Source organism: Sphingomonas sp. Ant H11, assembly GCF_000797515.1.
Lineage (GTDB): Bacteria > Pseudomonadota > Alphaproteobacteria > Sphingomonadales > Sphingomonadaceae > Sphingomonas.
This window is the reverse complement of sequence record NZ_JSBN01000010.1, coordinates 117,788-141,218: the sequence shown is the minus strand read 5'-3', so window position 1 is coordinate 141,218 and position 23,431 is coordinate 117,788. Positions and strand designations below refer to the sequence as shown.

General features: G+C 65.2%; 20 protein-coding genes and 4 pseudogenes. 2 read left to right on the top strand and 22 right to left on the bottom strand.

Annotated features, from left to right (window positions below; genetic code table 11):
* The 13 genes and pseudogenes from NW75_RS03395 to NW75_RS03335 form a co-directional block, all read right to left on the bottom strand.
* A partial coding sequence (locus NW75_RS03395) for a tetratricopeptide repeat protein (RefSeq protein WP_033963730.1) occupies nt 1-550 on the bottom strand: 550 nt, incomplete at its 3' end.
* 100 nt (nt 551-650) lie between these two features.
* Complete coding sequence (locus NW75_RS03390) at nt 651-1,355, bottom strand: Crp/Fnr family transcriptional regulator (protein WP_033963729.1); 705 nt, start codon at nt 1,353-1,355, stop codon at nt 651-653.
* 59 nt (nt 1,356-1,414) lie between these two features.
* Nucleotides 1,415-1,642, bottom strand: coding sequence for a hypothetical protein (locus NW75_RS03385; RefSeq protein WP_033963727.1), 228 nt, complete (start codon nt 1,640-1,642; stop codon nt 1,415-1,417).
* 100 nt (nt 1,643-1,742) lie between these two features.
* Nucleotides 1,743-1,931, bottom strand: coding sequence for a cbb3-type cytochrome oxidase assembly protein CcoS (ccoS, locus tag NW75_RS03380; RefSeq protein ID WP_033963725.1), 189 nt, complete (start codon nt 1,929-1,931; stop codon nt 1,743-1,745).
* Complete coding sequence (locus tag NW75_RS03375) at nt 1,928-4,048, bottom strand: heavy metal translocating P-type ATPase (protein WP_033963722.1); 2,121 nt, start codon at nt 4,046-4,048, stop codon at nt 1,928-1,930. The genes ccoS and NW75_RS03375 overlap by 4 nt, the downstream gene beginning before the upstream one ends.
* A complete protein-coding gene (locus NW75_RS03370; RefSeq protein WP_033963720.1) occupies nt 4,045-4,503 on the bottom strand; it encodes a FixH family protein in 459 nt (152 codons plus the stop codon). Before NW75_RS03370 ends, NW75_RS03375 begins: the two co-directional genes overlap by 4 nt.
* Nucleotides 4,500-6,015: pseudogene (gene ccoG / locus NW75_RS03365) on the bottom strand (cytochrome c oxidase accessory protein CcoG). Before ccoG ends, NW75_RS03370 begins: the two are co-directional and overlap by 4 nt.
* Nucleotides 6,015-6,945, bottom strand: a pseudogene (gene ccoP, locus NW75_RS03360) (cytochrome-c oxidase, cbb3-type subunit III). Before ccoP ends, ccoG begins: the two co-directional pseudogenes overlap by 1 nt.
* Nucleotides 6,938-7,105: a CcoQ/FixQ family Cbb3-type cytochrome c oxidase assembly chaperone gene (locus NW75_RS03355; RefSeq protein ID WP_033963718.1), complete on the bottom strand. Its 168-nt coding sequence runs from the start codon at nt 7,103-7,105 to the stop codon at nt 6,938-6,940. Before NW75_RS03355 ends, ccoP begins: the two are co-directional and overlap by 8 nt.
* Nucleotides 7,102-7,836 carry a cytochrome-c oxidase, cbb3-type subunit II gene (gene ccoO, locus NW75_RS03350; RefSeq protein WP_033963717.1) on the bottom strand — a complete coding sequence of 245 codons (735 nt, stop codon included), beginning with the start codon at nt 7,834-7,836 and terminating at the stop codon, nt 7,102-7,104. Before ccoO ends, NW75_RS03355 begins: the two co-directional genes overlap by 4 nt.
* A 10-nt stretch (nt 7,837-7,846) precedes the next feature.
* The gene (gene ccoN, locus NW75_RS03345; protein ID WP_443024434.1) at nt 7,847-9,358 is read right to left on the bottom strand and encodes a cytochrome-c oxidase, cbb3-type subunit I; all 1,512 of its coding nucleotides are present in this window, start codon (nt 9,356-9,358) and stop codon (nt 7,847-7,849) included.
* Nucleotides 9,359-9,712: 354 nt separating this feature from the next.
* Nucleotides 9,713-10,791: pseudogene (adhP, locus tag NW75_RS03340) on the bottom strand (alcohol dehydrogenase AdhP).
* A 38-nt stretch (nt 10,792-10,829) separates the two neighbouring features.
* The gene (locus tag NW75_RS03335) at nt 10,830-12,221 is read right to left on the bottom strand and encodes an NAD-dependent succinate-semialdehyde dehydrogenase (RefSeq protein ID WP_033963716.1); all 1,392 of its coding nucleotides are present in this window, start codon (nt 12,219-12,221) and stop codon (nt 10,830-10,832) included.
* 249 nt (nt 12,222-12,470) lie between these two features.
* On the opposite strand from NW75_RS03335, the pseudogene NW75_RS03330 reads away from it, so the two are divergent.
* Nucleotides 12,471-13,186, top strand: a pseudogene (locus NW75_RS03330) (sterol desaturase family protein).
* Between the two features lie 16 nt (nt 13,187-13,202).
* Here the strand turns inward: NW75_RS03330 and NW75_RS03325 are convergent.
* The 7 genes from NW75_RS03325 to dxs form a co-directional block, all read right to left on the bottom strand.
* Nucleotides 13,203-14,762 carry a bifunctional aminoglycoside phosphotransferase/ATP-binding protein gene (locus NW75_RS03325; RefSeq protein ID WP_052192125.1) on the bottom strand — a complete coding sequence of 520 codons (1,560 nt, stop codon included), beginning with the start codon at nt 14,760-14,762 and terminating at the stop codon, nt 13,203-13,205.
* Nucleotides 14,763-14,837: 75 nt separating this feature from the next.
* Nucleotides 14,838-16,007, bottom strand: coding sequence for a L,D-transpeptidase family protein (locus NW75_RS03320; RefSeq protein ID WP_052192122.1), 1,170 nt, complete (start codon nt 16,005-16,007; stop codon nt 14,838-14,840).
* A 12-nt stretch (nt 16,008-16,019) separates the two neighbouring features.
* Nucleotides 16,020-16,823, bottom strand: coding sequence for a universal stress protein (locus NW75_RS03315; RefSeq protein WP_033963715.1), 804 nt, complete (start codon nt 16,821-16,823; stop codon nt 16,020-16,022).
* Between the two features lie 66 nt (nt 16,824-16,889).
* On the bottom strand, nt 16,890-17,288 hold the full coding sequence (locus NW75_RS23425; protein ID WP_231564919.1) for a UBP-type zinc finger domain-containing protein: 399 nt from the start codon (nt 17,286-17,288) through the stop codon (nt 16,890-16,892).
* On the bottom strand, nt 17,285-18,928 hold the full coding sequence (locus tag NW75_RS03310) for an FAD-dependent oxidoreductase (protein ID WP_033963713.1): 1,644 nt from the start codon (nt 18,926-18,928) through the stop codon (nt 17,285-17,287). The genes NW75_RS23425 and NW75_RS03310 overlap by 4 nt, the downstream gene beginning before the upstream one ends.
* A 126-nt stretch (nt 18,929-19,054) precedes the next feature.
* Nucleotides 19,055-19,753, bottom strand: a complete 699-nt coding sequence (locus NW75_RS03305) for a DUF6629 family protein (RefSeq protein WP_033963711.1) — start codon at nt 19,751-19,753, stop codon at nt 19,055-19,057.
* A 99-nt stretch (nt 19,754-19,852) separates the two neighbouring features.
* Nucleotides 19,853-21,778, bottom strand: coding sequence for a 1-deoxy-D-xylulose-5-phosphate synthase (dxs, locus tag NW75_RS03300; protein WP_033963710.1), 1,926 nt, complete (start codon nt 21,776-21,778; stop codon nt 19,853-19,855).
* 97 nt (nt 21,779-21,875) lie between these two features.
* Here dxs and NW75_RS03295 point away from each other — a divergent pair, with 97 nt between their 5' ends.
* On the top strand, nt 21,876-22,415 hold the full coding sequence (locus NW75_RS03295; protein ID WP_033963708.1) for a GNAT family N-acetyltransferase: 540 nt from the start codon (nt 21,876-21,878) through the stop codon (nt 22,413-22,415).
* 45 nt (nt 22,416-22,460) lie between these two features.
* On the opposite strand, the gene NW75_RS03290 is transcribed toward NW75_RS03295, so the two are convergent.
* Nucleotides 22,461-22,919, bottom strand: coding sequence for a Fur family transcriptional regulator (locus tag NW75_RS03290; RefSeq protein WP_033963766.1), 459 nt, complete (start codon nt 22,917-22,919; stop codon nt 22,461-22,463).
* Between the two features lie 52 nt (nt 22,920-22,971).
* Nucleotides 22,972-23,364, bottom strand: coding sequence for a MerC domain-containing protein (locus tag NW75_RS03285; protein ID WP_052192120.1), 393 nt, complete (start codon nt 23,362-23,364; stop codon nt 22,972-22,974).
* Between the last annotated feature and the right edge of the window lie 67 nt (nt 23,365-23,431).

The following is a 23,431-nucleotide window of genomic DNA, read 5'->3' as shown; positions in this document are numbered from 1 at the left end:
ATATCGCTAACAGACGGACAGCCGCGACATCGTTCAGGTCCAGCCCGAAGCGCGTCCACAGCGCCGCGCGAGCGCGCGGGTCCTCGCGCGCGAAGAGCGCACTCGCGACATCGGCGAGCGCGGCATCGCCGACATAGCCCGGCACCACGCGCATCTGCGCTGCGACCGCAGCGTCGGCGCGGTTGCGCAGCGCGAGCTGGTCCCCCAGCGCATGCCAGGCGAGCGACGATTGCGGATTGGCGCTGGTCGCGCGTTCCAGCGCGGCGATGGCGAGATCGGACCGGCCGAGCGCCGCCAAGGCCGTTCCATATTCGTAGTGCAAGCCCCACGCAGCGGGCCGCACCGTCGCCAGCGGTGCCAGCACCGCGCAAGCCGCAGAGATTTCCCCGCTCCGCCGCAACGCCGCGCCAAGCAGAAAGCGCGTTTCAAACGATTGCGGTTCCACCGCCACGGCCCGCCGCGCATATTCCACCGCAGCGACCGGATCGACGCCGAGCAACCGCCGGGCCTCGCGCAATTCGGGAGAAGGACCGGGTTTGGGCAGCGTCATGGTCCCGCAAGGCCAGAGGGGAAAACGCAAGCCTATCCACCGCCGCGCCTAAAATCCACAAAGGCGGCCCTTTCATCGCGATCAACGTCTCACCGCACGCTCAATCGGGATTGGCAAGCGCCTCCAGCGCGGCACGGTCGCTGACGACGATCGCTCGCCCACCCCGCGCGAGCGTGACTGCACCCAGCACCTTCAGTCGCGTCAATTGACGACTGACGGTTTCGATGGTCAGCCCGAGGAAATCCGCCATATCGCCCCGGCTGACCGGCACATCGATGCTGAGCGATCCGTCGGCGGACCGCACCCCGGTCCGATCCACCAGATCGAGCAGAAAACCGGCAACGCGCTCCTGCGCGCCACGCTTGCCCAGCGTCAGCATTCGCTCGCGCGCCTCGTTCAGCGACGCGACCGTGCGGCGCAACAAGGTTCGTTCGATCGCCGACACCTCGGCCACCACACGCTCGAAGCGCTCGCGCGGATAGACGCACAGATCGCTATCGACGAGTGCGGTGACCGTCAGCGACGACGTTTCTTCGAAAAGCTGCCCGACAAAATCGCCGCCAAACACAAGGCCGACAATCTGTTCGCGACCATCAGAGGTGGAGGCGGTGACCTTGAGGATGCCCGACACGACGTTCGCGCATACCACATTGTCGTCGCCCGCCCAGGTGAGCACCTGCCCCGCCGCGACCGCGCGCCGTCGGCCGATCGCGCTCAATGATGACAGTTCGTCGATATCCGCCGCGCCGCAAAGGCCCATGTCGCGAACGTCGCATTCCGCGCATCTGTTGGTGAGCGTCCCCATGTCCCTGCTATCACAGGAACAGCGCCCCACGCCTGTACGTAATTGTCCCGATGCCGTGCTCAGTCACCCTCGCCGTCGTCGATCAGATCGGCCGCCGTCCTGCGGCTGCACATCGCGTGGCAGCCGGTCGGACAGTCGCGCCGCTGGCCGGGTGGCTCGCCCGAACGTCCGAGCGGAATCGTCACGGTGCCATGCCCGCCGCAGATCGCCGCGGTGATGCTATCGCCCGGCCCCCCCGCCTGCGCCACCGTGGCATTCGCCAGCCCCAGCAACGCGACCAACGCCAAGGCCGCACCGCCCCGCGAAGACCGCGTAGAATGGCAAGGGGTGAAACAGGGCATGAGCGTCTCTGTACGCCGATTCACCGCGCCCGGTGTTTGACCCCGATCAAGCATGGGGAGGTACCGGATCGACAGCCTTGGCAAGCACGGGCTGATCCTCCTCGTCGATTAGGATGCGCAGCGCGGCCCCGTCGAGATCCTCGAACTGCCCCGAGCGCGCCGCCCAGAAGAACGCCGCCAGCCCCGCCAGCCCCAACGCCAGCGCCACCGGAATCAGAACCACCAGCCCGGTCATCGCGCGACCCCGCGCAAACGCAGCGCATTGGCGACCACGATCAGCGACGATCCCGACATGGCGAGCGCGGCGATCAACGGTGTCACTTGCCCGGCGATCGCCAGCGGCACCGCCAGCACATTATAACCAATCGCCAGCGCGAAATTCTGCCGCACGACCCGCATCGTCCGGCGCGCGGCGGCGACGGCGATCGGCACCGGCATCAATTTTTCGCCAAAGAAGACCAGATCGGCGACAAGCTGGCTGACGTCCGTGCCCGAAGACGGGGCCATGCTGACGAACGCACGCTTCATCGCCGGACCATCGTTCAGTCCGTCGCCGACCATCAGCACCTTGCGCCCGCGGGCCGCAAAATCATCGACGATGCGGCATTTGTCGGCAGGGTCCATCCGCGCGCTACTGTGAATACCGAGCGTATCGCCGATCGTCTCGACCACCGCCGCCGAATCGCCCGACAATAAGCGGGGCGCGAACCCTTCTGCGCGGAGACGATCGATCGCGGCGAGCGCATCGGGCCGCAAGGCATCCCCGAACGTCATCACGTGGGCCGGGCCAGTGCCGATGCGAAATGCGGTCGCCATGGCTGCACTATTCACGAGCGACCCCACCCAGTCGAGTCGCCCCAATCGCACGACCGCGTCTCCGAGCCGTGCCTCCACGCCCAGCCCCGGATGCTCGACCAGATCGGTTACGGCGGCGGCGACCACGCTATCGCGTGCGAGCGCATCGCTCAGCGCCACCGCCAGCGGGTGCCGGCTCGCCTCGGCGAGCGCCAGCAATACGCCGCGTTCTTGCTCGCAGGTGGGCATCCCGCCCAGTGGCACGACGTGGCCGAGCGTAACGGTGCCGGTCTTGTCGAGTAGCACGGTATCGGCGGCCGCCAGCCGCTCCAACGCCGATCCGTCCTTGAGCAGAACCCCGGCACGCATCAGCGCGCCCGCTGCCACGACTTGGGCAATCGGCACTGCCAGCCCCAGCGCACACGGGCAGGTGATGATCAGCACAGCGACCGCGATCGTCAGCGCCTGGTGCAGGCCCGCCCCCGCGATCAGCCAGCCGACCAGGCTCAGTGCCGCCAGCGTATGCACCGCCGGCGCATATAATTGCGACGCGCGATCGGCGATGCGCACGTAGCGCGACTTGCCCTGCGTCGCGGTCTCCATCAGCCGCGCGATATCGGCGACGATCGTCGCCTCGCCCGCCGCCGTCACGCGCACGGTCAACGGGCCGCTGAGGTTGATCGTCCCCGCCAACACAGTGTCGCCAACGGCGACCACCTCCGGGACGCTCTCGCCCGTCACCAGCGAGCGGTCGACACTGCTGCGCCCGGCCTCGACCACGCCATCGGCCCCGATCCGTTCGCCCGCCGCGATCAGCAGCCGCATGCCCGGCGCGAGTTCGGCGGCAAGGCGCTGTTCGGTGCTGCCATCGGGCCGCCGTACCAGCACTTCGCTTGGCACGCGTCGCATCAGCGCCGCCACCCCGTCCGCTGCCCGCACGCGCATCGCACTGTCGAGAAAGCGCCCGGCGAGCAGGAAAAATAGCAGCATCGTCACGCCGTCGAAATAGGCGTGCGCGCCGCCGATGACGGTTTCGTACAGGCTCATCGACAGCGTCAGGACGACGCCGATCGAAATCGGCACGTCCATGTTCGTGCGCCCATGCCGCAGCGCACCCCATGCGCTTTTGAAAAAGGGCCGCCCCGCATAAGCGACCGCCGGCAGCGCGATCGCCGCCGAGAGCCAGTGGAACAGCGTCCGCGTCGCGCCATCCGCGCCCGACCAGATCGACACCGACAGCAGCATGACATTCATCGCCGCGAACCCGGCGACCGCCAGCGCGGTCATCAACATGCGGCTTTCGCGATTGGCCGAGGCTTCGCTTTCCCCGACAAAGGGTTGCGCCGAAAAACCCAGCCGCCCGATCGCGGCCTGCAGATCGTCGTCGGCAACGTTGGCGGCGTGCTCGATCCGGACGCGCTTGCTGGTGAAATTGACCCGGGCCGACGCGACGCCCGAAATCTCCGGCAGGCCCTTTTCTAGCTTGGCGATACAGCCCGCGCAGCGCAGCCCGTCGACCGTGAAGATCGATGTTTCGAGCGGCGCTGCGGCACTCATGCCGGAATCTCGTCGTCGAAGCGCGCATCGTCGGCACCGCGGCGGACATCGACGCGCAACAGCCAGCGCCCCGCCGGGAGCGCCGTCGTCGACACGAACCGACCGTTGCCGACCGAGCGGAAGGCCAAATCCCGCTCGGGCATCCGGCCAAGCGGATGCGTTGCGCGCACCGTGACCACAGCATCGGAGAGCGGGCCATGCGGCGCGAGCGCGGTGACGATCACCACGCGGTCACCATCGACCGTAGCATCGACATTCCACTTGAGCGCGCGCTGCGCCCGCGCTTCGGCCAGCCAGTCGTTAAAGCGCTGGCTGGCGACATAGCTGTTGTCGACCACCGTTCCGCCAAAGGTGCCGATGGCATAGCTCGCCATCAGCACGTTGACCGCAATGACAAGGCCGAACATCGCGACGACAATACCGGTCATGTGCCAACCAGTGAAGGGACGGGTCATGGCGTTTGCTCCGGACGTTCGAAAAAGCTGCTGTCGCGCGCGGTTCCACCTTCAGCATCCAGCGCGCGGACGGTGAAGCCAAGGTCGGAACGCGCCGGACCCGCACCGGGCGCGGTAACGAACACCGGCACTTGCGCGACCTGATCGGGCGCGACGTTGACGTGCACGCTTCGCGCGGCACCACCGCGGCCAGACGCCTCGGTCCACAGCACCGCGCCCGGAACACCATCGATCGCGATTTCGACGGAGCGTGGCCGCTCCTCCATGTTGCGGACCTTGACGGTATAGCCATTGCGAATGCTGCCGTCCGACAAGCGTACCCATTGCGGATTGCGCGTCTGCAGCACGCCAATGCCGATCCGCTCACGATTGCCCAGCGCGAACAGCATCGCCAGGCCGATCCCCGCCCAGGCACCGAAATAGACAAGCGTGCGCGGCCGGAACAAGCGCTTGAGCGCGGGCACCGCCGCCTCCCCCGCCCGAGCCCGCCGGGCGTCGAGGTCGGTGGTATAGCCGATCAGCCGTGGAGGCCGTCCGACCTTGGCCATCATGCCGTCGCACGCGTCGATGCATAGTCCGCAGGTAATGCAGCCGATCTGCGCCCCTTCGCGAATATCAATTCCAGTCGGGCACACCGCGACGCAAGCGTTGCAGTCGATACAATCCCCGACCCGGTCCGCCAGTTCGGGATGTTCGAGCAGCGCGACCAGCGACGGCGTCGCCGAGTCCATCTGTGCCAGCGGCTCGGCGCGTTTCAGCCCGTGGGAGCGCGGCTCGCCCCGCCACGCCTTGTACGTCACCGTCAGCGATTTCTCATCGAGCATCGCGCTCTGGATGCGCGGCCACGGGCACATGTAGATGCACACCTGCTCCCGCATCAGGCCACCGAAGATATAGGTGGTGGCGGTCAATACCCCCACGGTGGCATAGGCAACGAAGGGCGCGCTTCCCTGCACGAAGGCCTGGCCAAGCGTCGGCGCGTCGGCAAAATAGAAAATCCACGCACCGCCCGTCAGCGCACCGATCACCAGCAGATCGTGTGCTTGGCAATCCGCCGCGCGACCTTGGCCGGCCCCCAGGGCGCGCGCTGCAGCTTGATTTGCGCGTTGCGGTCCCCGTCAATCGCGCGCTCGACATGCACGAACAGGTCGGTCCACACGGTTTGCGGGCACGCGTACCCGCACCACGCCCGCCCCACCGCCGAGGTACCAGGAACAGCCCGATCCCGGCCATGATCAGCAAGCCCGCGACATAATAGAATTCGTGCGGCCAGATCTCGATCGAGAACATGTAGAAGCGCCGATGCGCCAGATCGACCAACACGGCCTGATCCGGCGCATAGGGGCCGCGGTTCCAGCGCAACCACGGCGTGACGTAGTAGATCGCCAGCGCGATCAGCATGATTGCCCATTTCAAGCGCCGGAACGGACCGTCCACGGCCTTCGGGAACACCTTGCGGCGCGCCTCGAAAAACTGTTGGCCGTCACCGGTCAAGTCCCGCGGATGGACCATCAGCGGGCCGCGACCGCCGGTGCCGCCGCAGGCTCCGGAGCGGGATCCACCGGCGTCTTTTCGCCGCCGCCCAGCGAGTGGACATAGATTGCCAGCATCTTGATCGTCACCGGATCAAGCCGCGCGCCCCAGGCCGGCATGATGCCGTAACGGGCGTTGGTCACCGTCTCGGTGATCGTGTCGCGGTCCCCGCCGTAGAGCCAGATGCCGTCAGTCAGATTGGGCGCGCCCATCGCACGGGTTCCCTTGCCCGCATCCCCATGACACACCACGCAATTGGCGGAAAACAATGCCCCACCCCCGCTTCGACGATGCGGTCGCCCGCTCCTGCTTCGACAGCACACGGACATAGGAGACCACGTCCTGCACTTCGTCAGGCTTGAGGATTCCGTCGCGGCCGAAGGCCGGCATTTGCGACATGCGGGTTTCCTCGTCGCCGGGTTGGCGGACACCGTGCAGCAGCGTTTGCTGGATGGTCTTCAAATCACCACCCCATAGCCAATCATCGTCATTCAGGTTGGGATAGCCCTTGGCCCCGGCGGCCCCCGCGCCGTGGCACTGCGTGCAATAAACCTTGAACGCCGAATGCCCGCCCTCCTGCGCCGCGCGCAGCAATTTGGGATCGTCCGGGATTTTTTCGATCGGCGTTTGCGCCAGCGCGCGCATCACCGGCGCGCGACGCGCATGATCCGCCGCCATTTCCTTGGCGAGATCGCCATGGCTCGACCAGCCGAGCACCCCGGTCGTCGCGCTGTGCAACATCGGGATCGCCGGATAGAGCACGACCATCACCGCCGCGAAGGCAATGCAGGCGTAGAAGGTGTATAGCCACCAGCGTGGCATCGGGGTGTCGAGTTCCTCGATCCCGTCCCATTCATGCCCGACAAAGCTGGTGCCGGTGGGCTCGTCGATGCGCTTTTCGTCAGCCATCCACTTCGTCCTCTTGTTCGAAGATGCTGTTTGCCGCCCGTTCATGCTCGGCGGCGACCGAACGCAGGAAGGTCCAGCCGGTGAAGGTCAGGAACGCGACCCCCATCAGGATCAGCCCCCAACTGTCGGCGAATTCCCGCAGCAGATCGTAGGTTGTCATCGCGCTTGCTCCCGCGGCGCGGCCGACTTGAAATCGACCTGTGTGCCAAGGCCCTGCAAATAGGCGACCAGCGCATCCATCTCGGTCACGCGTCCGGGCTTGCCGTCGAAATCGCGCGCTTGCGCCTTGGGATAGCGCTTGACGAGACCCGCCGTGTCGCCTTCGCCCGTCGCCTGCGTGGTGACGTCGTCGGCCGCTTTGGCGATTTCCTCATTGGTGTACGGCACCCCGACCCGGCGCAACGCGACCAGGTGATCGCCAATGTGGCTGACATCGAGATCGCGATCCGCGAGGAAGGCATAAGGCGGCATGATCGATTCCGGCACCACCGCGCGCGGGTCCTTCAGATGCTGGACGTGCCATTCATCCGAATAGCGGCCGCCGACCCGCGCCAGATCCGGCCCGGTGCGCTTCGATCCCCATTGGAACGGGTGATCGTACATGCTCTCGGCGGCCAGGCTGTAATGGCCGTAGCGTTCGGTCTCGTCGCGGAACGGGCGGATCATCTGGCTGTGGCAGCCATAACATCCCTCGCGGATGTAGATGTCGCGCCCGGCGAGTTCGAGCGGGGTATAGGGCCGCACGCCCTCCACCTTGGTCACCGTCGAGTCGATCCAGAACAGGGGAGCGATCTCGACGATGCCGCCGATGGCGACGGTGAGGAAAGCGAACACGGCGAGCAACGTGACGTTGCGCTCGATCACTTTGTGGCGGTTGAGAAGATTTGCCATGGTCGCGCCCTTATTCTGCTGGGACGTGCTGGAGCGGACGGTCGCGCGCCGGATCGAAGGCCGGGGACGACATCGGGGCTTCGTCGCGGAGCTTGCCCGCAATCGTCATCCAGATGTTCCAGGCCATGATCAGCGCACCGGTGAGGTAAAGCAGCCCACCCGTCGTGCGGATCAGATAATAAGGGTGCATCGCCTGGACGACTTCGGCGAAGGAATAGACGAGATAGCCGTCGCTTCCATATTCGCGCCACATCAGCCCCTGCATGATGCCCGCCACCCACATCGACGAGGCGTAGAGCACGATGCCGAGCGTGGCGCACCAGAAGTGCCAGTTCACCATCCGCAGCGAATAGAGCCGGGTGCGGCCCCACAAACGCGGCGTCATGTAATACAGCGCACCGAAGGTGATCATCCCGTTCCAGCCAAGCGCGGCGGAATGGACATGGCCGATCGTCCAGTCGGTATAGTGGCTGAGCGAATTGACCTCCTTGATCGACATCATCGGCCCTTCGAAGGTGGCCATGCCGTAGAAGGCGAGCGCGAACACCATCATGCGGATGATCGGATCGGTGCGGATCTTGTCCCATGCGCCGTTGAGCGTCATCAGGCCGTTGATCATGCCGCCCCAGCTCGGCATCCACAGCATCACCGAGAACACTTCGCCCAACGTCTGCGCCCAGTCGGGCAGCGCGGTATAGTGCAGGTGGTGCGGCCCGGCCCAGATGTAGAGGAAGATCAGCGACCAGAAGTGGATGATCGACAGCCGGTAGCTGTAGATCGGCCGCTCGGCTTGCTTGGGCACGAAATAGTACATCATGCCGAGGAAGCCGGCCGTCAGGAAGAAGCCGACCGCGTTATGGCCGTACCACCACTGCGTCAGCGCGTCCTGCACGCCGGCAAAGGCCGAATAGGATTTGGAGCCGAAGAACGACACCGGCATCGTCACATTGTTGACGAGGTGGAGCATCGCGACGGTGATGATGAAGCCGAGATAGAACCAGTTGGCGACATAGATATGCGGTTCGGAGCGGCGCACGATCGTGCCGACATAGACCGCGAGGTAGGAGACCCAGACGATCGTCAGCCAGATGTCGACATACCATTCGGGCTCGGCATATTCGCGGCCCTCGGTGATGCCGAGCAGATAGCCCGTCGCCGCAAGCACGATGAACAGCTGGTAGCCCCAGAACACGAAGCGTGCGAGCCAGGGGAAGGCCAGGCGCGCGCGGCAGGTGCGCTGGACGACATAATAACTCGTCGCGATCAGCGCGTTGCCACCAAAGGCGAAGATCACCGCCGATGTGTGCAGCGGCCGCAAACGCCCGAAGGTGGTATATTCCGAATGGAGGTTGAGCAGCGGGAAGGCGAGCTGCGAGGCGATGACCACGCCGACCAGCAGGCCGACGATCGCCCAGAACACCGTGGCGATCACGCCCCAGCGGATGACCTCGTCATCATAGCGATCGCGCGGGGCGGGCAAGGACCCGTCCGCAGCAATCGCGGGATTGCCAACGCGACGCATCGCGTAGAACGCAGCGATAAATGCCGCCAGCGCGACGATTCCCATCTGGATGGCAAAGCCTGGTCGATCGCGCAGGCGGACATTCCCACCGCCGCGAAGGCCACCAAGAGCCAGGCCACCGCCCTCATCACGATTCCGTCCATTCGCGCCTCCGCAGCCACTACAGCTTGCCAATGGCCACGTCAGCCGACGCGGCCCTTGACCTTCGTCAAACCGCTACTGCGGATTCTGAACGGCGGATGTACGTAGAGTCACGCGGTTCGGCGGCATCGGTGGTGGCCGCGCAGCCGCACGAATCAAACGAGGCCGGGCATAGGCCCGGCCTCGTCCATGATCCATCGACTGAACCGCGTGTCAGGCCGCTGACACCAGGGCGGCCGCAGCCGTCGCATTCGCCGCGACCGGAGGATTTTCGAAATCGATCACCACGCGGCCCTCGATCTCGCCGCGGTGCATCCGGCCGAACACATCGTTGATGTTCTCCAGCGTGTCGGTCGTCACCGTTGCCCGCACCTTGCCCGCTGCGGCGAAATCGAGCGATTCCTGGAGATCGAGCCGCGTCCCCACGATCGACCCGCGTACGGTGATGCCATTGAGCACCGTATCGAAGATCGACATCGGGAATTCGCCCGGCGGCAAGCCGTTGAGCGACACCGTGCCGCCGCGCCGCACCATGCCCATCGCCTGTTTGAACGCGATCGGGCTGACGGCGGTGACCAGCACGCCCTGCGCGCCGCCGATCTCCTTCTTGATGAACGCCGCCGGATCGGCGTCGCGCGCATTGACCGTCAGGCTCGCGCCGAGTTCCTCGGCCAGCTTCAGCTTGGCATCGTCAACGTCGACCGCGACGACGTTCAACCCCATCGCCTTGGCATATTGCACCGCCATATGGCCGAGCCCGCCAATGCCCGAAATCGCCACCCAGTCGCCCGGCTTGGTATCGGTGACCTTAAGGCCCTTATAAACCGTCACCCCGGCGCACAGCACGGGCGAGATATCGACGAACCCGATATTGTCGGGGAGATGGCCGACATAATTGGGGTCGGCCAGCACATATTCGGCAAAGCTGCCATTGACCGAATAGCCGGTATTCTGCTGCGTCTCGCACAGCGTTTCCCAGCCGCCCAGGCAATGCACGCAATGCCCGCACGCGCTGTACAGCCATGGCACGCCGACGCGGTCGCCTTCCTTGACATGGGTGACGCCGCTGCCAACCGCGACGACGTGGCCGACGCCTCATGCCCGGGAATGAAGGGCGGGTTGGGCTTGACCGGCCAGTCGCCCTCGGCGGCATGAAGATCGGTGTGACACACACCGGTCGCCGCGATCTTGACGAGGATCTGGCCCGGCCCCGGCATCGGCACCGTGACCTCCTCGATCACCAGCGGCTTGCCGAACTCGCGGACAACGGCGGCTTTCATGGTCTTTTGCATGATCTGCTTCCTTTTCGGGGGAACTCTAAGGGGGGGCGTCAGAACGGGGCGTCGATATCGACGACGTCGATCAGCTTGTGATTGACGAATTCCTTGAGACCGAGGTCGAGCAGCTCGCGCCCATAACCCGAGCGGCGGACGCCACCGAAGGGCAGGTCGGCCTTGACCATCGTCGGATGGTTGACGAACACCATGCCGGTCGAGATCTTCTTGGCGACCTCCGCGCCATGCGCCGGGTCACTGGTGAACACCGAGCCACCGAGGCCGAACGGCGAATCGTTGGCGATGCGGATCGCATCCGCCTCGTCCTTCGCCCGGAACAGCATCGAGACCGGACCGAAGAACTCCCAATAGCGCGCCGGATTGTCCTCACCGATGTCGGTCAGGATCGTCGGTCGCACGAACGCACCGTGATTGGGCGCTTCCGGCCCGACTTCCGTAGCGGTGGCCCCATGTTCGACCGCCTTGCGGATCATCGCCTTCAGGTCATCTGCGGCACTCTGCGACGACAGGGGGGCAAGCGTGGTTTCGGGGTCGAATGGATCGCCCATGCGCAACGCGGCGACACCCTTGGTGTAGCCCTCCAGAAAGGCATCATAGACCGGATCGACGATAATCATGCGCTTGGACGACACGCACACTTGCCCGCCATTCCAGTGGCGACCGAACACCGCCCATTTTGTGGTCTTTTCCAGATCGGCGTCGGCCAGCACGACGAAGGCATCGGCACCGCCCAGTTCCATTGTGGACTTTTTCAGCGCCTTGCCCGCTGCGGCCGCCACGCTTGCGCCAGCGGCTTCCGAGCCGGTCAGCGCCACGCCCTGCACGCGCGGGTCGTTCAGGATCAGCTCGATTTGCTTATGGTCGACATACAGGTTGATGAACGCGCCCTTGGGCAGCCCGGCCTCGAGCATCAACGCTTCGAAAGCGGCGGCGCTCTGCGGCACGTTGGAGGCGTGTTTCAGCAGCATCGTGTTGCCCGCCGAAAGCTGCGGCGCGATGATGCGCGCGATCTGATAGTAAGGGAAATTCCACGGCTCGACGCACAGCAACACGCCCAGCGGCTCGTACACCAGCATCGCCTCGCCCTCGGCCGGGTCGGCAACGGGGAGCCGCTCGGGCTGCAACAAGGCTTCGGCATGGCGGGCATAATAGTCGAAAATCGCGGCGGACAATTCGACCTCAGCCTTCGCCTCGCTCAGCAATTTGCCCATTTCCAGCGTCAGGATCGCGGCCAGCGACGCACTGTCGCGCCGCAGGATCGCCGCCGCATTGGTCATGATCCGCGCGCGTTCGGCAAAACTCGTCTCGCGCCAGGACCGAAACGCCTGGTGCGCCGCGCCAATCGCTTCGACCACCTGGGCGTCGGTTGCAGTCGGGAAGGTCTTGAGGGTTTCACCCGTAAACGGATTGGTCGTTGCGAATGGCATGGAATATCCTCTGATCGCCGGAAGCGTCGGCCCGCGACGGCGCACAGATCGGCCACCCCACCCCATTAGAATATTGGGATTTTTACCTAGAGGCGGCGGCCATCGCCGATTTGATGGCGGTCAAACGCCGCCGCCTGCCCCACCGCTATCGCTCGCCCCCAATCGGAACGATCGGGCAGACATCGAGTGAACACCGCACGCACGGGCCAAAACGGCACCTTCTGGACACGGTCGCATTATCTGGACCGGATGACCTTCCGCGAATTGGTGGTCGCCTATTTCCAGCATTACACCATCGTCGCCTATCTGGCGCTGACCGCGCTTTCGATCGGCCTGTTCGTGTGGCACCCCGCCGCACCATTGCCGACGGTCGCGACGGTCGCACTGATCCTGTTTGCCTATCCGCTGATCTGGTACGTGCTGCACCGCTGGGTGCTGCATTGCCACTGGATGTTCAAGGTGCCGTTTCTGGCCTCCACCTGGAAGCGGATCCACTACGACCATCATGTCGACCCCAATCATCTCGAGGTGCTGTTTGGCGCGCTCTACACCACGCTGCCGACGCTGCTCGTGGTTGCCGCCCTGCCCGGCTATCTGATCGGCGGGATCGGCGGCGCGGCAGCGGGGTTCGCAACCGGACTGCTCTGCACCTGCTTCTACGAATTTTTCCACTGCATCCAGCATCTTGCGTACAAGCCGCGGATCAAATGGCTGGCGACGATGAAGGTACGTCACGTCGAACATCATTTCCACGATGAGGATGGCAATTTCGGCATCACCAATTTCCTGTGGGATCGCCTGTTCGGGACGCTCTATACGCGTGCGACCGACCCACGAAAAGCCCGACCGTGTTCAACCTCGGCTATACCGAGGAGGTTGCCCAACGCTACCCGTGGGTCGCACGGCTGTCCGGCGGCGTCGCAGTCGGCCATCCGCGCCGCCGGACAGCCAACAAGCAGGTATAGGCCGCGGCATCTGTCATCAGGCGCTGCGCACCAACGCGCGCACGGCGCGCAAGACGTCATCGAGCGCGCCATCTGCCGCAACACGGTGCCAGTCGCCGAGCGGTCCAACGGCCTTCGCCGCTTGCCCGCGAACGACCGCCGCATTTGCGTCCGAGGCATCATGCAGCCTCCCCACGACCCGCGCCAGACGGTGGTGGAGATCGGTCTCCAGCCAGATACCGGTAAAAGCCACGCGACCGCGTCTCCCCACGATCTCGATCGCATTGCGCTGATCGCGCGAGGCAAAGGTTGCATCGACGATGACCGCACTCCCCTGCGCCAACGCCGCAGCGGCCAGCCGATCGAGCAGACGATAGACCTGCTCCGTCGTATCGGGCCCATAATAAGCGGGCGGCAACCCCATTTCAGGCATGACGCCCGCACTGCGCTTTCGCAGCACGTCGGTGCGCAGGATACGGGCGCCCGGTGCGCGACCGATCTCTCCACCTAGACCGCGTGCGACACTCGACTTTCCAGTCCCCGACAATCCTCCGATCGCGACCAGCGAAGGCGGCACCGGCGCGATCAACTCCGTCGCCAAGGCAAGATAGCCACGCGCGTCACGGTCCTGCGCGCTATCCCGGCCGGCCTGCGTGCTGCGAGTCGCGGCGACATGCGCGCGAATAACCGCGCGCGTCGCCAGGAAAACGGGCAGCAGTGCAACGCCCCCTTCATCCTCCGGCGAAAGGTCGACGTAGCGGTTGAACACGATGTTCGCCGCGCGCCGCAGCCCGCGGTGCCACAAATCCATCAACAGAAAGGCGAGATCGTAAAGGACGTCGGTGGTGGCGAGTTCGGCATCAAATTCGAGACAGTCGAATAACGTCGGCTCACCATCGAGCACCGCGATATTGGCGAGGTGCAAATCGCCATGGACATGCCGCACCCGCCCCGCCACTGCGCGCGCATCGAGCAGCGGCGCGAGTTCCTCCACCCGTCTCCGCAGATCGTCGCCCAGCCGGGCGACCTGCGCTTCATCAAGGATCGTCGAAAACTCGCCCAGGCGATCCAGCGCCGCTTCGACGACGGTGCGAAAGCCTTCTGCCGCTGTCGCGGTCCGGACGATCGGTTCCGTGGCGTGGAAGCGTTGAACGCGATCCGCCAGCCGCAGCAGCAGCGCATCGTCGATCTCTGCCGTCGCCGCCATCTCGTCGAGCAATGCGCCGTCGGGAAACCGCGTCATTTCGAGCAGCCAGTCGACCGTCTCGCCCGCCCCGCCGATCGACAACTGCCCCGTTTTGCCGCGCCGGACAGGATGGAGCGCACGATACAGCATCGGAGCGGTGCGGCGGTTGAGTGCCAGTTCCGCCGCCAGTGCGCGTTCGCGCAGAGCCGGTGTCGAGAAATCGAGATAGGGCAAGCGCACGGCGCGCTTCAGCTTCCACGCGCGATCAGGGCACAGAAACACGATCGCAGCATGGGTGTCGATCCGGCGGGGCGGACTTGCGAGACCAAAGGCGGCACCCGACGAGAGAAACGCCAGTGTCTCTGTCTGCTCGCCCGGCGCGGGCGCTGGAATAGGCGGTGAGGTCTTCATCGGCTGGAGGGTAACAGCGACGCCGATCCGCTCTATCGGGAAGAGTACGTGGATCGTTGCCCTGGAGTGAAAGACTCAGGCTGCTTTCGCCAGCCCGGCATCGCGGCCGTAAACGTCGTCAAGATACGCCACGCCACTTGTTGCCGCCGGATCGGCCACTGCGGTGAAATAGACGATGTAGACGGGCACCGGGCGATCGAGCGCAAACGTATGATTGGTGCCCTGCGCCAGATATTGGTCGAAGCTCCGCGCGGTCTCCGGTGCGAGCAGCGTGCGCGCCAGCACGTCAGGGTGTTCGGTCCGCATACATCCGTGCGAGAATGCCCGCCGCTCCTGCTCGAACAGCCCCTTTGACGGCGTGTCGTGCAGGAAGATGCTATAAGCGTTGGGCATCTCGATCTTGACTTGGCCAAGCGCGTTGAGCGGCCCCGGTCGCTGCCGCACTTGCAATCGACCACCCGCGCCGCGCGTGGCGACATAGCCAAGCCGTGCGGCCTGAGCCGGACGATTGCGCACCATCGCACCCACGCTTTCCGACACGATGCTGCTCGGCACATTCCACCACGGATTGGCGGTCACCCCGGTCACCAACGTGGCAAACACGGGGGTCGGCGTGGTCGGCTTGCCAACGATAATGCGGTGGCTCTGGATGACGCGGTCCCCCTCGATCAGATCGAGTCGATACGCTGCCGGATTGGCCCAAAGGTAGTGGGCACCCAGCGCGCGCGGCAACCAGCGCCAGCGTTCGAGGTTGACCTTCAATGTCGTGCAATGCGCCGGGGTGTCGCAAGCCGGCAGCGCGGCGCGCAATGCGGCATAGCCCGACGACCGCGGCAGCAGCGCTTGCAACGCCCCGGCCACATCGTGCCGCGCGAGCGCCTCGCGCAGCCACAGGTCCAGGTCGATCGGATCGCGTGCGATCTCCCAGCCCTTGCGTGCATCGGCGGATGCCGCACCTTCCGCATAATCATGCGCGAGGAGCAGTGCGGCGCGGCTGGCCTCCGCCTCCAAATCTGGCGCGCGCTGGTCGATCGCGCGTTGCAACGCCGTCGCGCCGTAGCGCTCGGGACTCAACCCTTCCTGCGTCGACCGCCCGATTTCCTGGACGAGCGCGGCAAGATCGCCGGCCGACCAGCGCGGTGCCTGCGCCGCAGCGGGCGGCACCGGTTGTTGGAGTGTCGCGCTGGCAACCGGGACGCTCGCCGCGACCGAAAGGGCCGCAGCGAAGCGGACGAACAAGAACATCCCCAAGATCGTTCAGTGCGCCAGGAAAATCGGCACGGGGCTTTTCGTCAGCATCATCCTGGTAACTCCACCAAACAGGGCCTCGGCAACACGGTGATGGCCGAACCCGCCCATCACCACATAGCCGAAGTGCCCGCTCGACACCCGTTCAAACAGCACATCGCCGACCTTTGCCCCGTCCAGCGCGACATGTTCGACCTCTGCGTGAATGCCATAGCGAGAGAGATAGGCCGCAGCCGCTTCGGCGGGGAGTCGGTCGGACTCGTCGCCGATCGCGATGATCGTCACGCGTTCGGCATGGCGCAGGAGCGCCACCGCCGCCCGCAGTGCTGCCGCCGACGCGGTAGAGCCATCCCAGGCGATCAGCGCCCGGTCGAGATCGAGCCGACTCAAATCCTCCGGCACGGCCAGCACCGGGATGTGGGTCTTTACCACCAGGTCGCCCGCCAGCGCCCGCATGTCGGGCACCGGGCAAGCCTCCAACTGGCGATTGACGACAATGAGATCGGCAAGCGCGGTTTCATCGCGCAGGCACGGGGCCACTTCGCCGGTTGCATCGCGCCAGTCCCAGCTCACATCCTCATGAACGAGTCGGGCCTCCAGTTTCTCGCGGTTGGCGCTCTCGCGCTGCCTTTCCTCCTGCAGCAACATGCCAAAACCCGCATCGCCCAGCGCATCGGAAACCACCATGGTCGGCATGATCGTCACGTCCAGGCATACCAGATGCCCTTCCAAGGTGCGTGTCAGGTCCAGCGCAGCCTGCAAGCGCGCCTCCTGGCCACCATCGTCGTGCAGCAGCAGCAATATGGTCTTCATGCCAGCCTCCGTAGGTATCGATACCGGGGCCACGATACCGCTCACCGCCAGAGATCGGCATTGGGACTAATACGCAGAACCCGCCGGGCAATGGAAACGCGCGAGGCGCAACCGCGCTGTTCCGACGCCAGCGAGGCGATTGCCCATGCTCACTCGGTCGCTCAATAATAACGCGGAATCGGGCCCCGTTGCGGCGTTTGGTCGGGCAAATCGATTTCCTCCTGGTCGACGTAACACCACCCCCCAGCCCTCGGGCGGATCATAGCCTTCGATGATGGGGTGCTGGGTCGCATTGAAATGTGCGCGTGCGTGTCGATGCGGCGACTGATCGCAACACCCGACATGTCCGCACGAACGGCACAAGCGCAAGTGGAGCCAGACGCTTCCGATCTTCAGGCATTCCTCACACCCCCGCGCGCTGGGCGTGACTTCGTTGATCGTGATGCTGTGACGGCAGGATGTCATACGGTCTCCGTGGTCGATCGTTCGGCGAGAAGGGCGTGAATCTGCGCGACGACGGCGGCCCCCTCGCCAACCGCCGCAGCCACGCGTTTGGTCGAGCCGGCGCGGACGTCGCCAATGGCAAACACACCGGGCAGGCTGGTTTCCAGCGACCGGGCACCGCCGCCCGTTACAATGAAGCCCTTGTCGTCGGTGTCGACGCAGTCTTTCAGCCAGTCGGTATTTGGGTCGGCACCAATGAAGAGGAACAAGTGGTGCAACGCCAGGCGACGGGATGTCCCGTCGGCTAAATTTCGGAACTCCGCCGACTCAAGCCCGGTCGCAGGATCGCCCTCCAGCGCGACGACCTCGCTGCCGACATGGATCTGCACGTTCGGCAACGCGGCGATCCGGTCGATCAAATATTGCGACATGGTTTCGGAAAGGCTGCGCCGCACAATAAGATGCAGATGTCGCACCTGGGGTGCCAGAAATACGATCGCCTGCCCGGCTGAATTGCCACCGCCGACCAGCGCGACCTCTTCGCCTGCACAAAGCCGGGCCTCGATCGGGGAGGCCCAATAGGAAATACCCCGCCCCTCGAACTCGGCGAGGTTGGCGATTGCCGGCCGTCGATACCGCGCGCCCGACGCGACGACGATTGCGCGTGCCAGCAATTGCTGCCCGCCGACCAGGTCGAGCGCGATCCGCTCGGCGGTGCAATCGAGCGCCTTCACCCCCAGCGGCACCGCGATTTCCGCGCCGAATTTCACTGCCTGATTGAAGGCACGACCAGCCAAGGCTTGCCCCGAAATACCCGTGGGGAAGCCAAGATAATTCTCGATGCGCGACGATGCGCCAGCCTGGCCGCCCATTGCACGTTCGTCGAGAACGATGACCGACAGGCCTTCCGATGCGGCGTAGACAGCCGCTGCCAATCCCGCCGGACCGGCACCGACGATCGCCACGTCATAAATCTTCGCGGGATCGAGCTTGGGTGTCATGCCGACGCACGTGGCCACTTGCAGGTTGCTCGGATTGCGCAACACCTCTCCGCTCGGGCAAACCACGAGCGGGAGGTCTTCGGGCAAAACTCCGATGCGTTCGATCAGCGCCTTCCCCTCGGCATCGGCGGCCGCGTCGAGCACTTTATTGGGGTAGCCGCTGCGCGTCAGGAAGCCCTGGAGGCGGATGACGTCCGCGCTGTTCGGCACGCCGATCAGGATCGTCCCCGCCCCGCCTTGCTCGATCAGCGCGACGCGACGGAGAATGAGCGCGCGCATGACGATCTCGCCCACATCGGCCGACCCGACCATCAACGCGCGCAGATGCGCCGGATCGAAAGGCAGCGCCACACAGCCGTTCGGCCCGGCGTGACCCGCAGCAATCGAGCCACGCCCGGCCAGTTGATTGACCTCGCCGGTAAACTGCCCCGCATTATGAGTCGTAACCGGCGCTTCATGGTTCAAGCCATCGCGCCGGACGACGTCGATCGATCCCTCCAGCACCAGCCATGCCGGAGCATCCTGTTCGCCGATCGCATAGACTTGCTCGCCCGGCGCGAAGTGGCGTTCGGGGCCGCTGGCAAAGCGCCGCGCCGTCGCGATCTGCGCGGCATTGAGCACGGGAAACATCTGCGGGGCGCGTGTATCGGGCGTGCTCATTGCGTCCCCTTTCTCGACTGGGCGAAGCCACCATAACGCGCAACCGCAATAGCGGTGACCCCATTCGTGCCGACTATACCAAGATATAGGCCCCGCGACAGGGACGGTGGGGCGCGACCGCTCCCCTCAGCCGCGCAGCCACGACAGAAGGAACGGCCGCAAACCCGGTGTCGTGCCGTTGGGCGTTTTGATATCGATGTCCTGCCGGTTGAACTGGCGGTACAGCACCACGCTCAGCACCGCGGCGTAAAAGCACCACACCGAGGCGAAGGCATACCCCTTCACCAGATGCACGATCGTCAGCCCGATCACGTTGAGCGCACCATAGGTCCGCACCACGCGGTGGGTGGACAGCAGCAGCGCCCCACACGTCGCCAAGATGTAAAGCAGCGACACCCACAATTGGCTGGTGATCGGGTTGGTGTACCGGATCGAATGCTGCTCGATGACGGCGCAGGTCGGCGCGACGACAAGACCCGACATGTCCCAAGCGAACACCACCGCGCCGACCGCAACCGTCCCCAAAATCGCAATGCGCCGCCATCCCGGAGGCTCCATCAGCAGCACCGCGACTGGCATCAGCAGCGGCAGGATGCCGATTGCGTAGAGCGTGAACAGGAACACCGCATGATCGAGTGCATAGGGGCCCAGCCGCCCCTCAAGCGCGAGCCACACCATGCCTTCGGAAAACTGGTGCGCGGAAAACAGCAGCGGGACACAAGCGAATAGCAGCGCGCGCGGCTCACGCACATGGCGCAATGTCGCCACGCCGACCGTGGCCAGCACCCCGGCGGCGGTAAAGCTGGCGGTGGCCGAAAAGCACATGCGCGGGTCTTTCGAGAACGGCGGGGGTTTCGATGGGACGAGGGTCGCCGCTTATGACCAGCGCCAAGTATCGAGGGGAGGGGGCGAGCCCCTTCCCCCTCAGGCCCGCGCGCCCTCCACTACTGCGTTCGAATTGTGACGCAGCGCCTTCAGCACCGTATCGACGATCGCATCGGCGTCGAGCCCTGCCTGGGCATATTGCACCTCGGGCTTGTCCTGATCCTGGAACAGGTCGGGCAAGCGCATGGTGCGCAGCTTGAGGCCCGCGTCGATCAGGCCGGAGTCGCTTGCGAACGTCAGCACATGCGCGCCGAGCCCGCCGACCGAGGCTTCCTCGATCGTCACCGCCACTTCATGCGTGGTCAGCAGCTTGCGGATCAAGTCCTCGTCGAGCGGCTTGGCGAAGCGCAAATCGGCGACGGTGGTCGACAGGCCCCGCGCCTCCAGCGCCTCGGCCGCGCGCAATGCCTCGCCCAGCCGCGTGCCGAGCGACAGGATCGCCACCTTATGCCCCTGGCGGACGATGCGGCCCTTGCCGATCTCGAGCCGCTCGGCCACCTCGGGCAGCGCCACGCCAGTGCCGTTGCCGCGCGGATAGCGCAACGCGATCGGCCCGCTGTCGTGCAGCACGGCAGTGTGCGTCATGTGCACCAGTTCGGCTTCGTCGGCCGGGGCCATCACCACCATATTGGGCAGCGACGCCATATAGGTCACGTCGAACGACCCGGCATGCGTCGCGCCATCGGCCCCGACCAGCCCGGCGCGATCGATCGCGAAGCGCACCGGCAGGTTCTGGATGCAGACGTCGTGGACGACCTGGTCATAGGCGCGCTGCAGGAAGGTCGAATAGATCGCGCAGAACGGCCGCATTCCCTGCGCGGCGAGGCCGGCGGCGAAGGTGACGGCGTGCTGCTCGGCAATGCCGACGTCGAAGAAGCGTTCCGGATGCGCCTTGGAGAAACCGTCGAGCCCGGTGCCCGAGGGCATCGCCGCCGTGATCGCGCAGATCAGCGGATCGCTCTCGGCTTCCTTGCTCAGCTGCGCGCCGAACACATTCTGATATTGCGGCGGTCCCGGCGGGGCCTTGGCCTGCGCGCCGGTGATGACGTCGAACTTCTGGACGCCGTGATATTTGTCGGCTGCGGCTTCGGCAGGCGCATAGCCCTTGCCCTTCTTGGTCACGACATGGACGAGGATCGGCCCTTCCTCGGCATCGCGGACATTTTCGAGCACGGGGATGAGCTGGTCGAGATTGTGGCCGTCGATCGGGCCGACATAATAAAAGCCCAGTTCCTCGAACAGCGTGCCGCCCATCGCCATGCCGCGCGCGAACTCCTCGGTCTTGCGCATGCCGGTGGCGATCGGCTTGGGCAGCCGCTTGGCGACTTTGCGCGCCAGATCGCGCAGGCCCAGAAACTCGCGGCTCGACACGATCCGGCTGAGATAGGCCGACAGCCCGCCGACCGGCGGCGCGATTGACATGTCATTGTCGTTGAGGATGACGACCAGCCGGTTGCCCGCCTGGGCGGCATTGTTCATCGCCTCATAGGCCATGCCCGCCGACATCGCGCCGTCGCCGATGACCGCAATGCCCTTGCCGGGCTTGCCCGCAATCTTGTTGGCGACCGCAAAGCCGAGCGAGGCCGAGATCGAGGTCGAGCTGTGCGCCGCGCCAAACGGATCGTATTCGCTCTCGCTGCGCTTGGTGAAGCCGCTGAGGCCACCGCCCATGCGCAGCGTGCGGATGCGGTCGCGCCGCCCGGTCAGGATCTTGTGCGGGTAGCATTGGTGGCCGACATCCCACACGAGTCGGTCGTTGGGCGTGTCGAACACATAGTGGATCGCAACCGTCAGCTCGACCACGCCGAGCCCGGAACCGAGGTGCCCCCCGGTGACGCCGACCGCCGCAATCGTCTCCTGCCGGAGCTCGTCGGCGAGCTGGCGGAGCTGGGTGGGCGCAAGCGCCCGGAGATCGGCAGGATAATGAACCGTATCGAGCAACGGCGTTTGGAGAGCGTCAACCATCCCCCCAACTTAGCGCCGTGGCCCGTGCCTGTCGATTGCCTGGATCGCGCTCGGCAAATTCTTGACGAGCGGTGCATCTGCGCATCACAGTCTAACCATGCCGCAATTGACCCATCGCCTTGCCACCGAGGCCGACATCCCGGCAATCCGTACGGTCATGGATCGTGCGATCGACGCGCTGCAGTCGGCATTTCTGACCCCGGCGCAAGTCGCGGCAAGCCGGGTCAGCATGGGGTTGGACACGCAGTTGATCGCAGACCGCACCTATTTCGTCGTCACCGAAGGCGACACGATCGCGGGGTGCGGCGGCTGGAGTTATCGTGCGACGCTCTATGGCGGCGATGCCAGCGCGATCCGCCGCGATGCCCGCTTGCTCGACCCGGCGACCGAGCCGGCGCGGATTCGCGCCATGTATACCGACCCCGATTTCATCCGCCGCGGCATTGGCCGGATGGTGCTGACGCTATGCGAGGAAGCCGCCCGTGCCGCGGGGTTTCGCCGTCTGGAAATGATGGCGACGCTGGGCGGGGAACCGCTGTACCGGGCGTGCGGCTATCACCAGATCGAGCGCGTGCCCACAATGGCGGATACCGATCCCCCCGTGCCGGGGCTTAGGATGGGCAAGGATCTGGTCTGACGATATCGGACACACGCCGTTTTGCCCAAACCCGCCGGAACGCGCCTAGTCGCAATCCGCGCATTTTCCGCGCACTTCGATCACCGGGCGAACCGGCGAAAACCCGGCAGCCTCGGCCGCCGAGCGCACGCCATTGGTGATCCGGTCATCGTCCAGATGCACCGTCTGCCCGCAGGTGTCGCATACCAGGAAGATGCAGTCGTGCAGGCAGCCGGGATGGGCATTGGCGATATAAGCGTTGGAGCTTTCCACCCGCCGCGCCAGGTTCTTGCCGACGAATAAATCCAGGATGCGGTACACGCTATTGGCCGCGATCCGCCGCCCTTCGGCCTTGGAAACGGCCTCGGCAATGTCATAGGCAGAGGCCGGCTTGTCGAATCCGGCCAGCGCCCGAAAGATGTTGGCGCGCATCGCGGTCCATTGCTCGCCCGAGCGCTCGAGCGTCGCCTGCGCCGCGACGGCAAGATCCGCGCCCTGCGGTTCGGTATGGTGATGCGTTGCCATGCGGGTCAGATAAGCGTTGTCGACCCAAGCCGCAACGGCGCGACTCAAGCGGTCAGTTGGCCGCGCGCCGGTTCAGATCATGGCCGAGCGCGAGAATGGCGACGCCGATCAGCGTCCACACCGTCTCCATGCCCGATCCGTCATGCGGCAGCGAAATTGCCCCCGCCATCGTGCCGAGCCCGGCCGAACCGACCACCGCCGGGATCATATAACCGTGCGTGAAGATGCCGCGGCCCAGCGCCAGCACGCCGAAACCAATCGCAATCGTCAGGCCAACCTCATGAAACAACGGGTTGAGCAGCAACCCGCCCGCCGTCGAAGCCAGCGCGATAAACACCGAACTCGCGATGCAATGCACCACGCACAGCCCGGACAGGCCGATCGCCATATTGTCGAAACGCTGTTCGATCCACCGTACGGTGGGAGATAGGGTCAGAGTCGTCATTCTGCTGTGCCATGTGGCACGCCACGCCCAAAGTTACAACATATCATCGCAAGGATTTTTGTCGGGG

Bases quoted from the DNA above. Each gene is read 5' to 3' on its own strand.
- NW75_RS03390 (WP_033963729.1), bottom strand. From the start codon at position 1,355: ATGGGGACGCTCACCAACAGATGCGCGGAATGCGACGTTCGCGACATG.
- ccoS (WP_033963725.1), bottom strand. From the start codon at position 1,931: ATGACCGGGCTGGTGGTTCTGATTCCGGTGGCGCTGGCGTTGGGGCTG.
- NW75_RS03375 (WP_033963722.1), bottom strand. From the start codon at position 4,048: ATGAGTGCCGCAGCGCCGCTCGAAACATCGATCTTCACGGTCGACGGG.
- NW75_RS03370 (WP_033963720.1), bottom strand. From the start codon at position 4,503: ATGACCCGTCCCTTCACTGGTTGGCACATGACCGGTATTGTCGTCGCG.
- NW75_RS03355 (WP_033963718.1), bottom strand. From the start codon at position 7,105: ATGACAACCTACGATCTGCTGCGGGAATTCGCCGACAGTTGGGGGCTG.
- ccoO (WP_033963717.1), bottom strand. From the start codon at position 7,836: ATGGCAAATCTTCTCAACCGCCACAAAGTGATCGAGCGCAACGTCACG.
- ccoN (WP_443024434.1), bottom strand. From the start codon at position 9,358: ATGCGTCGCGTTGGCAATCCCGCGATTGCTGCGGACGGGTCCTTGCCC.
- NW75_RS03335 (WP_033963716.1), bottom strand. From the start codon at position 12,221: ATGCCATTCGCAACGACCAATCCGTTTACGGGTGAAACCCTCAAGACC.
- NW75_RS03325 (WP_052192125.1), bottom strand. From the start codon at position 14,762: ATGAAGACCTCACCGCCTATTCCAGCGCCCGCGCCGGGCGAGCAGACA.
- NW75_RS03320 (WP_052192122.1), bottom strand. From the start codon at position 16,007: ATGTTCTTGTTCGTCCGCTTCGCTGCGGCCCTTTCGGTCGCGGCGAGC.
- NW75_RS03315 (WP_033963715.1), bottom strand. From the start codon at position 16,823: ATGAAGACCATATTGCTGCTGCTGCACGACGATGGTGGCCAGGAGGCG.
- NW75_RS23425 (WP_231564919.1), bottom strand. From the start codon at position 17,288: ATGACATCCTGCCGTCACAGCATCACGATCAACGAAGTCACGCCCAGC.
- NW75_RS03310 (WP_033963713.1), bottom strand. From the start codon at position 18,928: ATGAGCACGCCCGATACACGCGCCCCGCAGATGTTTCCCGTGCTCAAT.
- NW75_RS03305 (WP_033963711.1), bottom strand. From the start codon at position 19,753: ATGTGCTTTTCGGCCACCGCCAGCTTTACCGCCGCCGGGGTGCTGGCC.
- dxs (WP_033963710.1), bottom strand. From the start codon at position 21,778: ATGGTTGACGCTCTCCAAACGCCGTTGCTCGATACGGTTCATTATCCT.
- NW75_RS03295 (WP_033963708.1), top strand. From the start codon at position 21,876: ATGCCGCAATTGACCCATCGCCTTGCCACCGAGGCCGACATCCCGGCA.
- NW75_RS03290 (WP_033963766.1), bottom strand. From the start codon at position 22,919: ATGGCAACGCATCACCATACCGAACCGCAGGGCGCGGATCTTGCCGTC.
- NW75_RS03285 (WP_052192120.1), bottom strand. From the start codon at position 23,364: ATGACGACTCTGACCCTATCTCCCACCGTACGGTGGATCGAACAGCGT.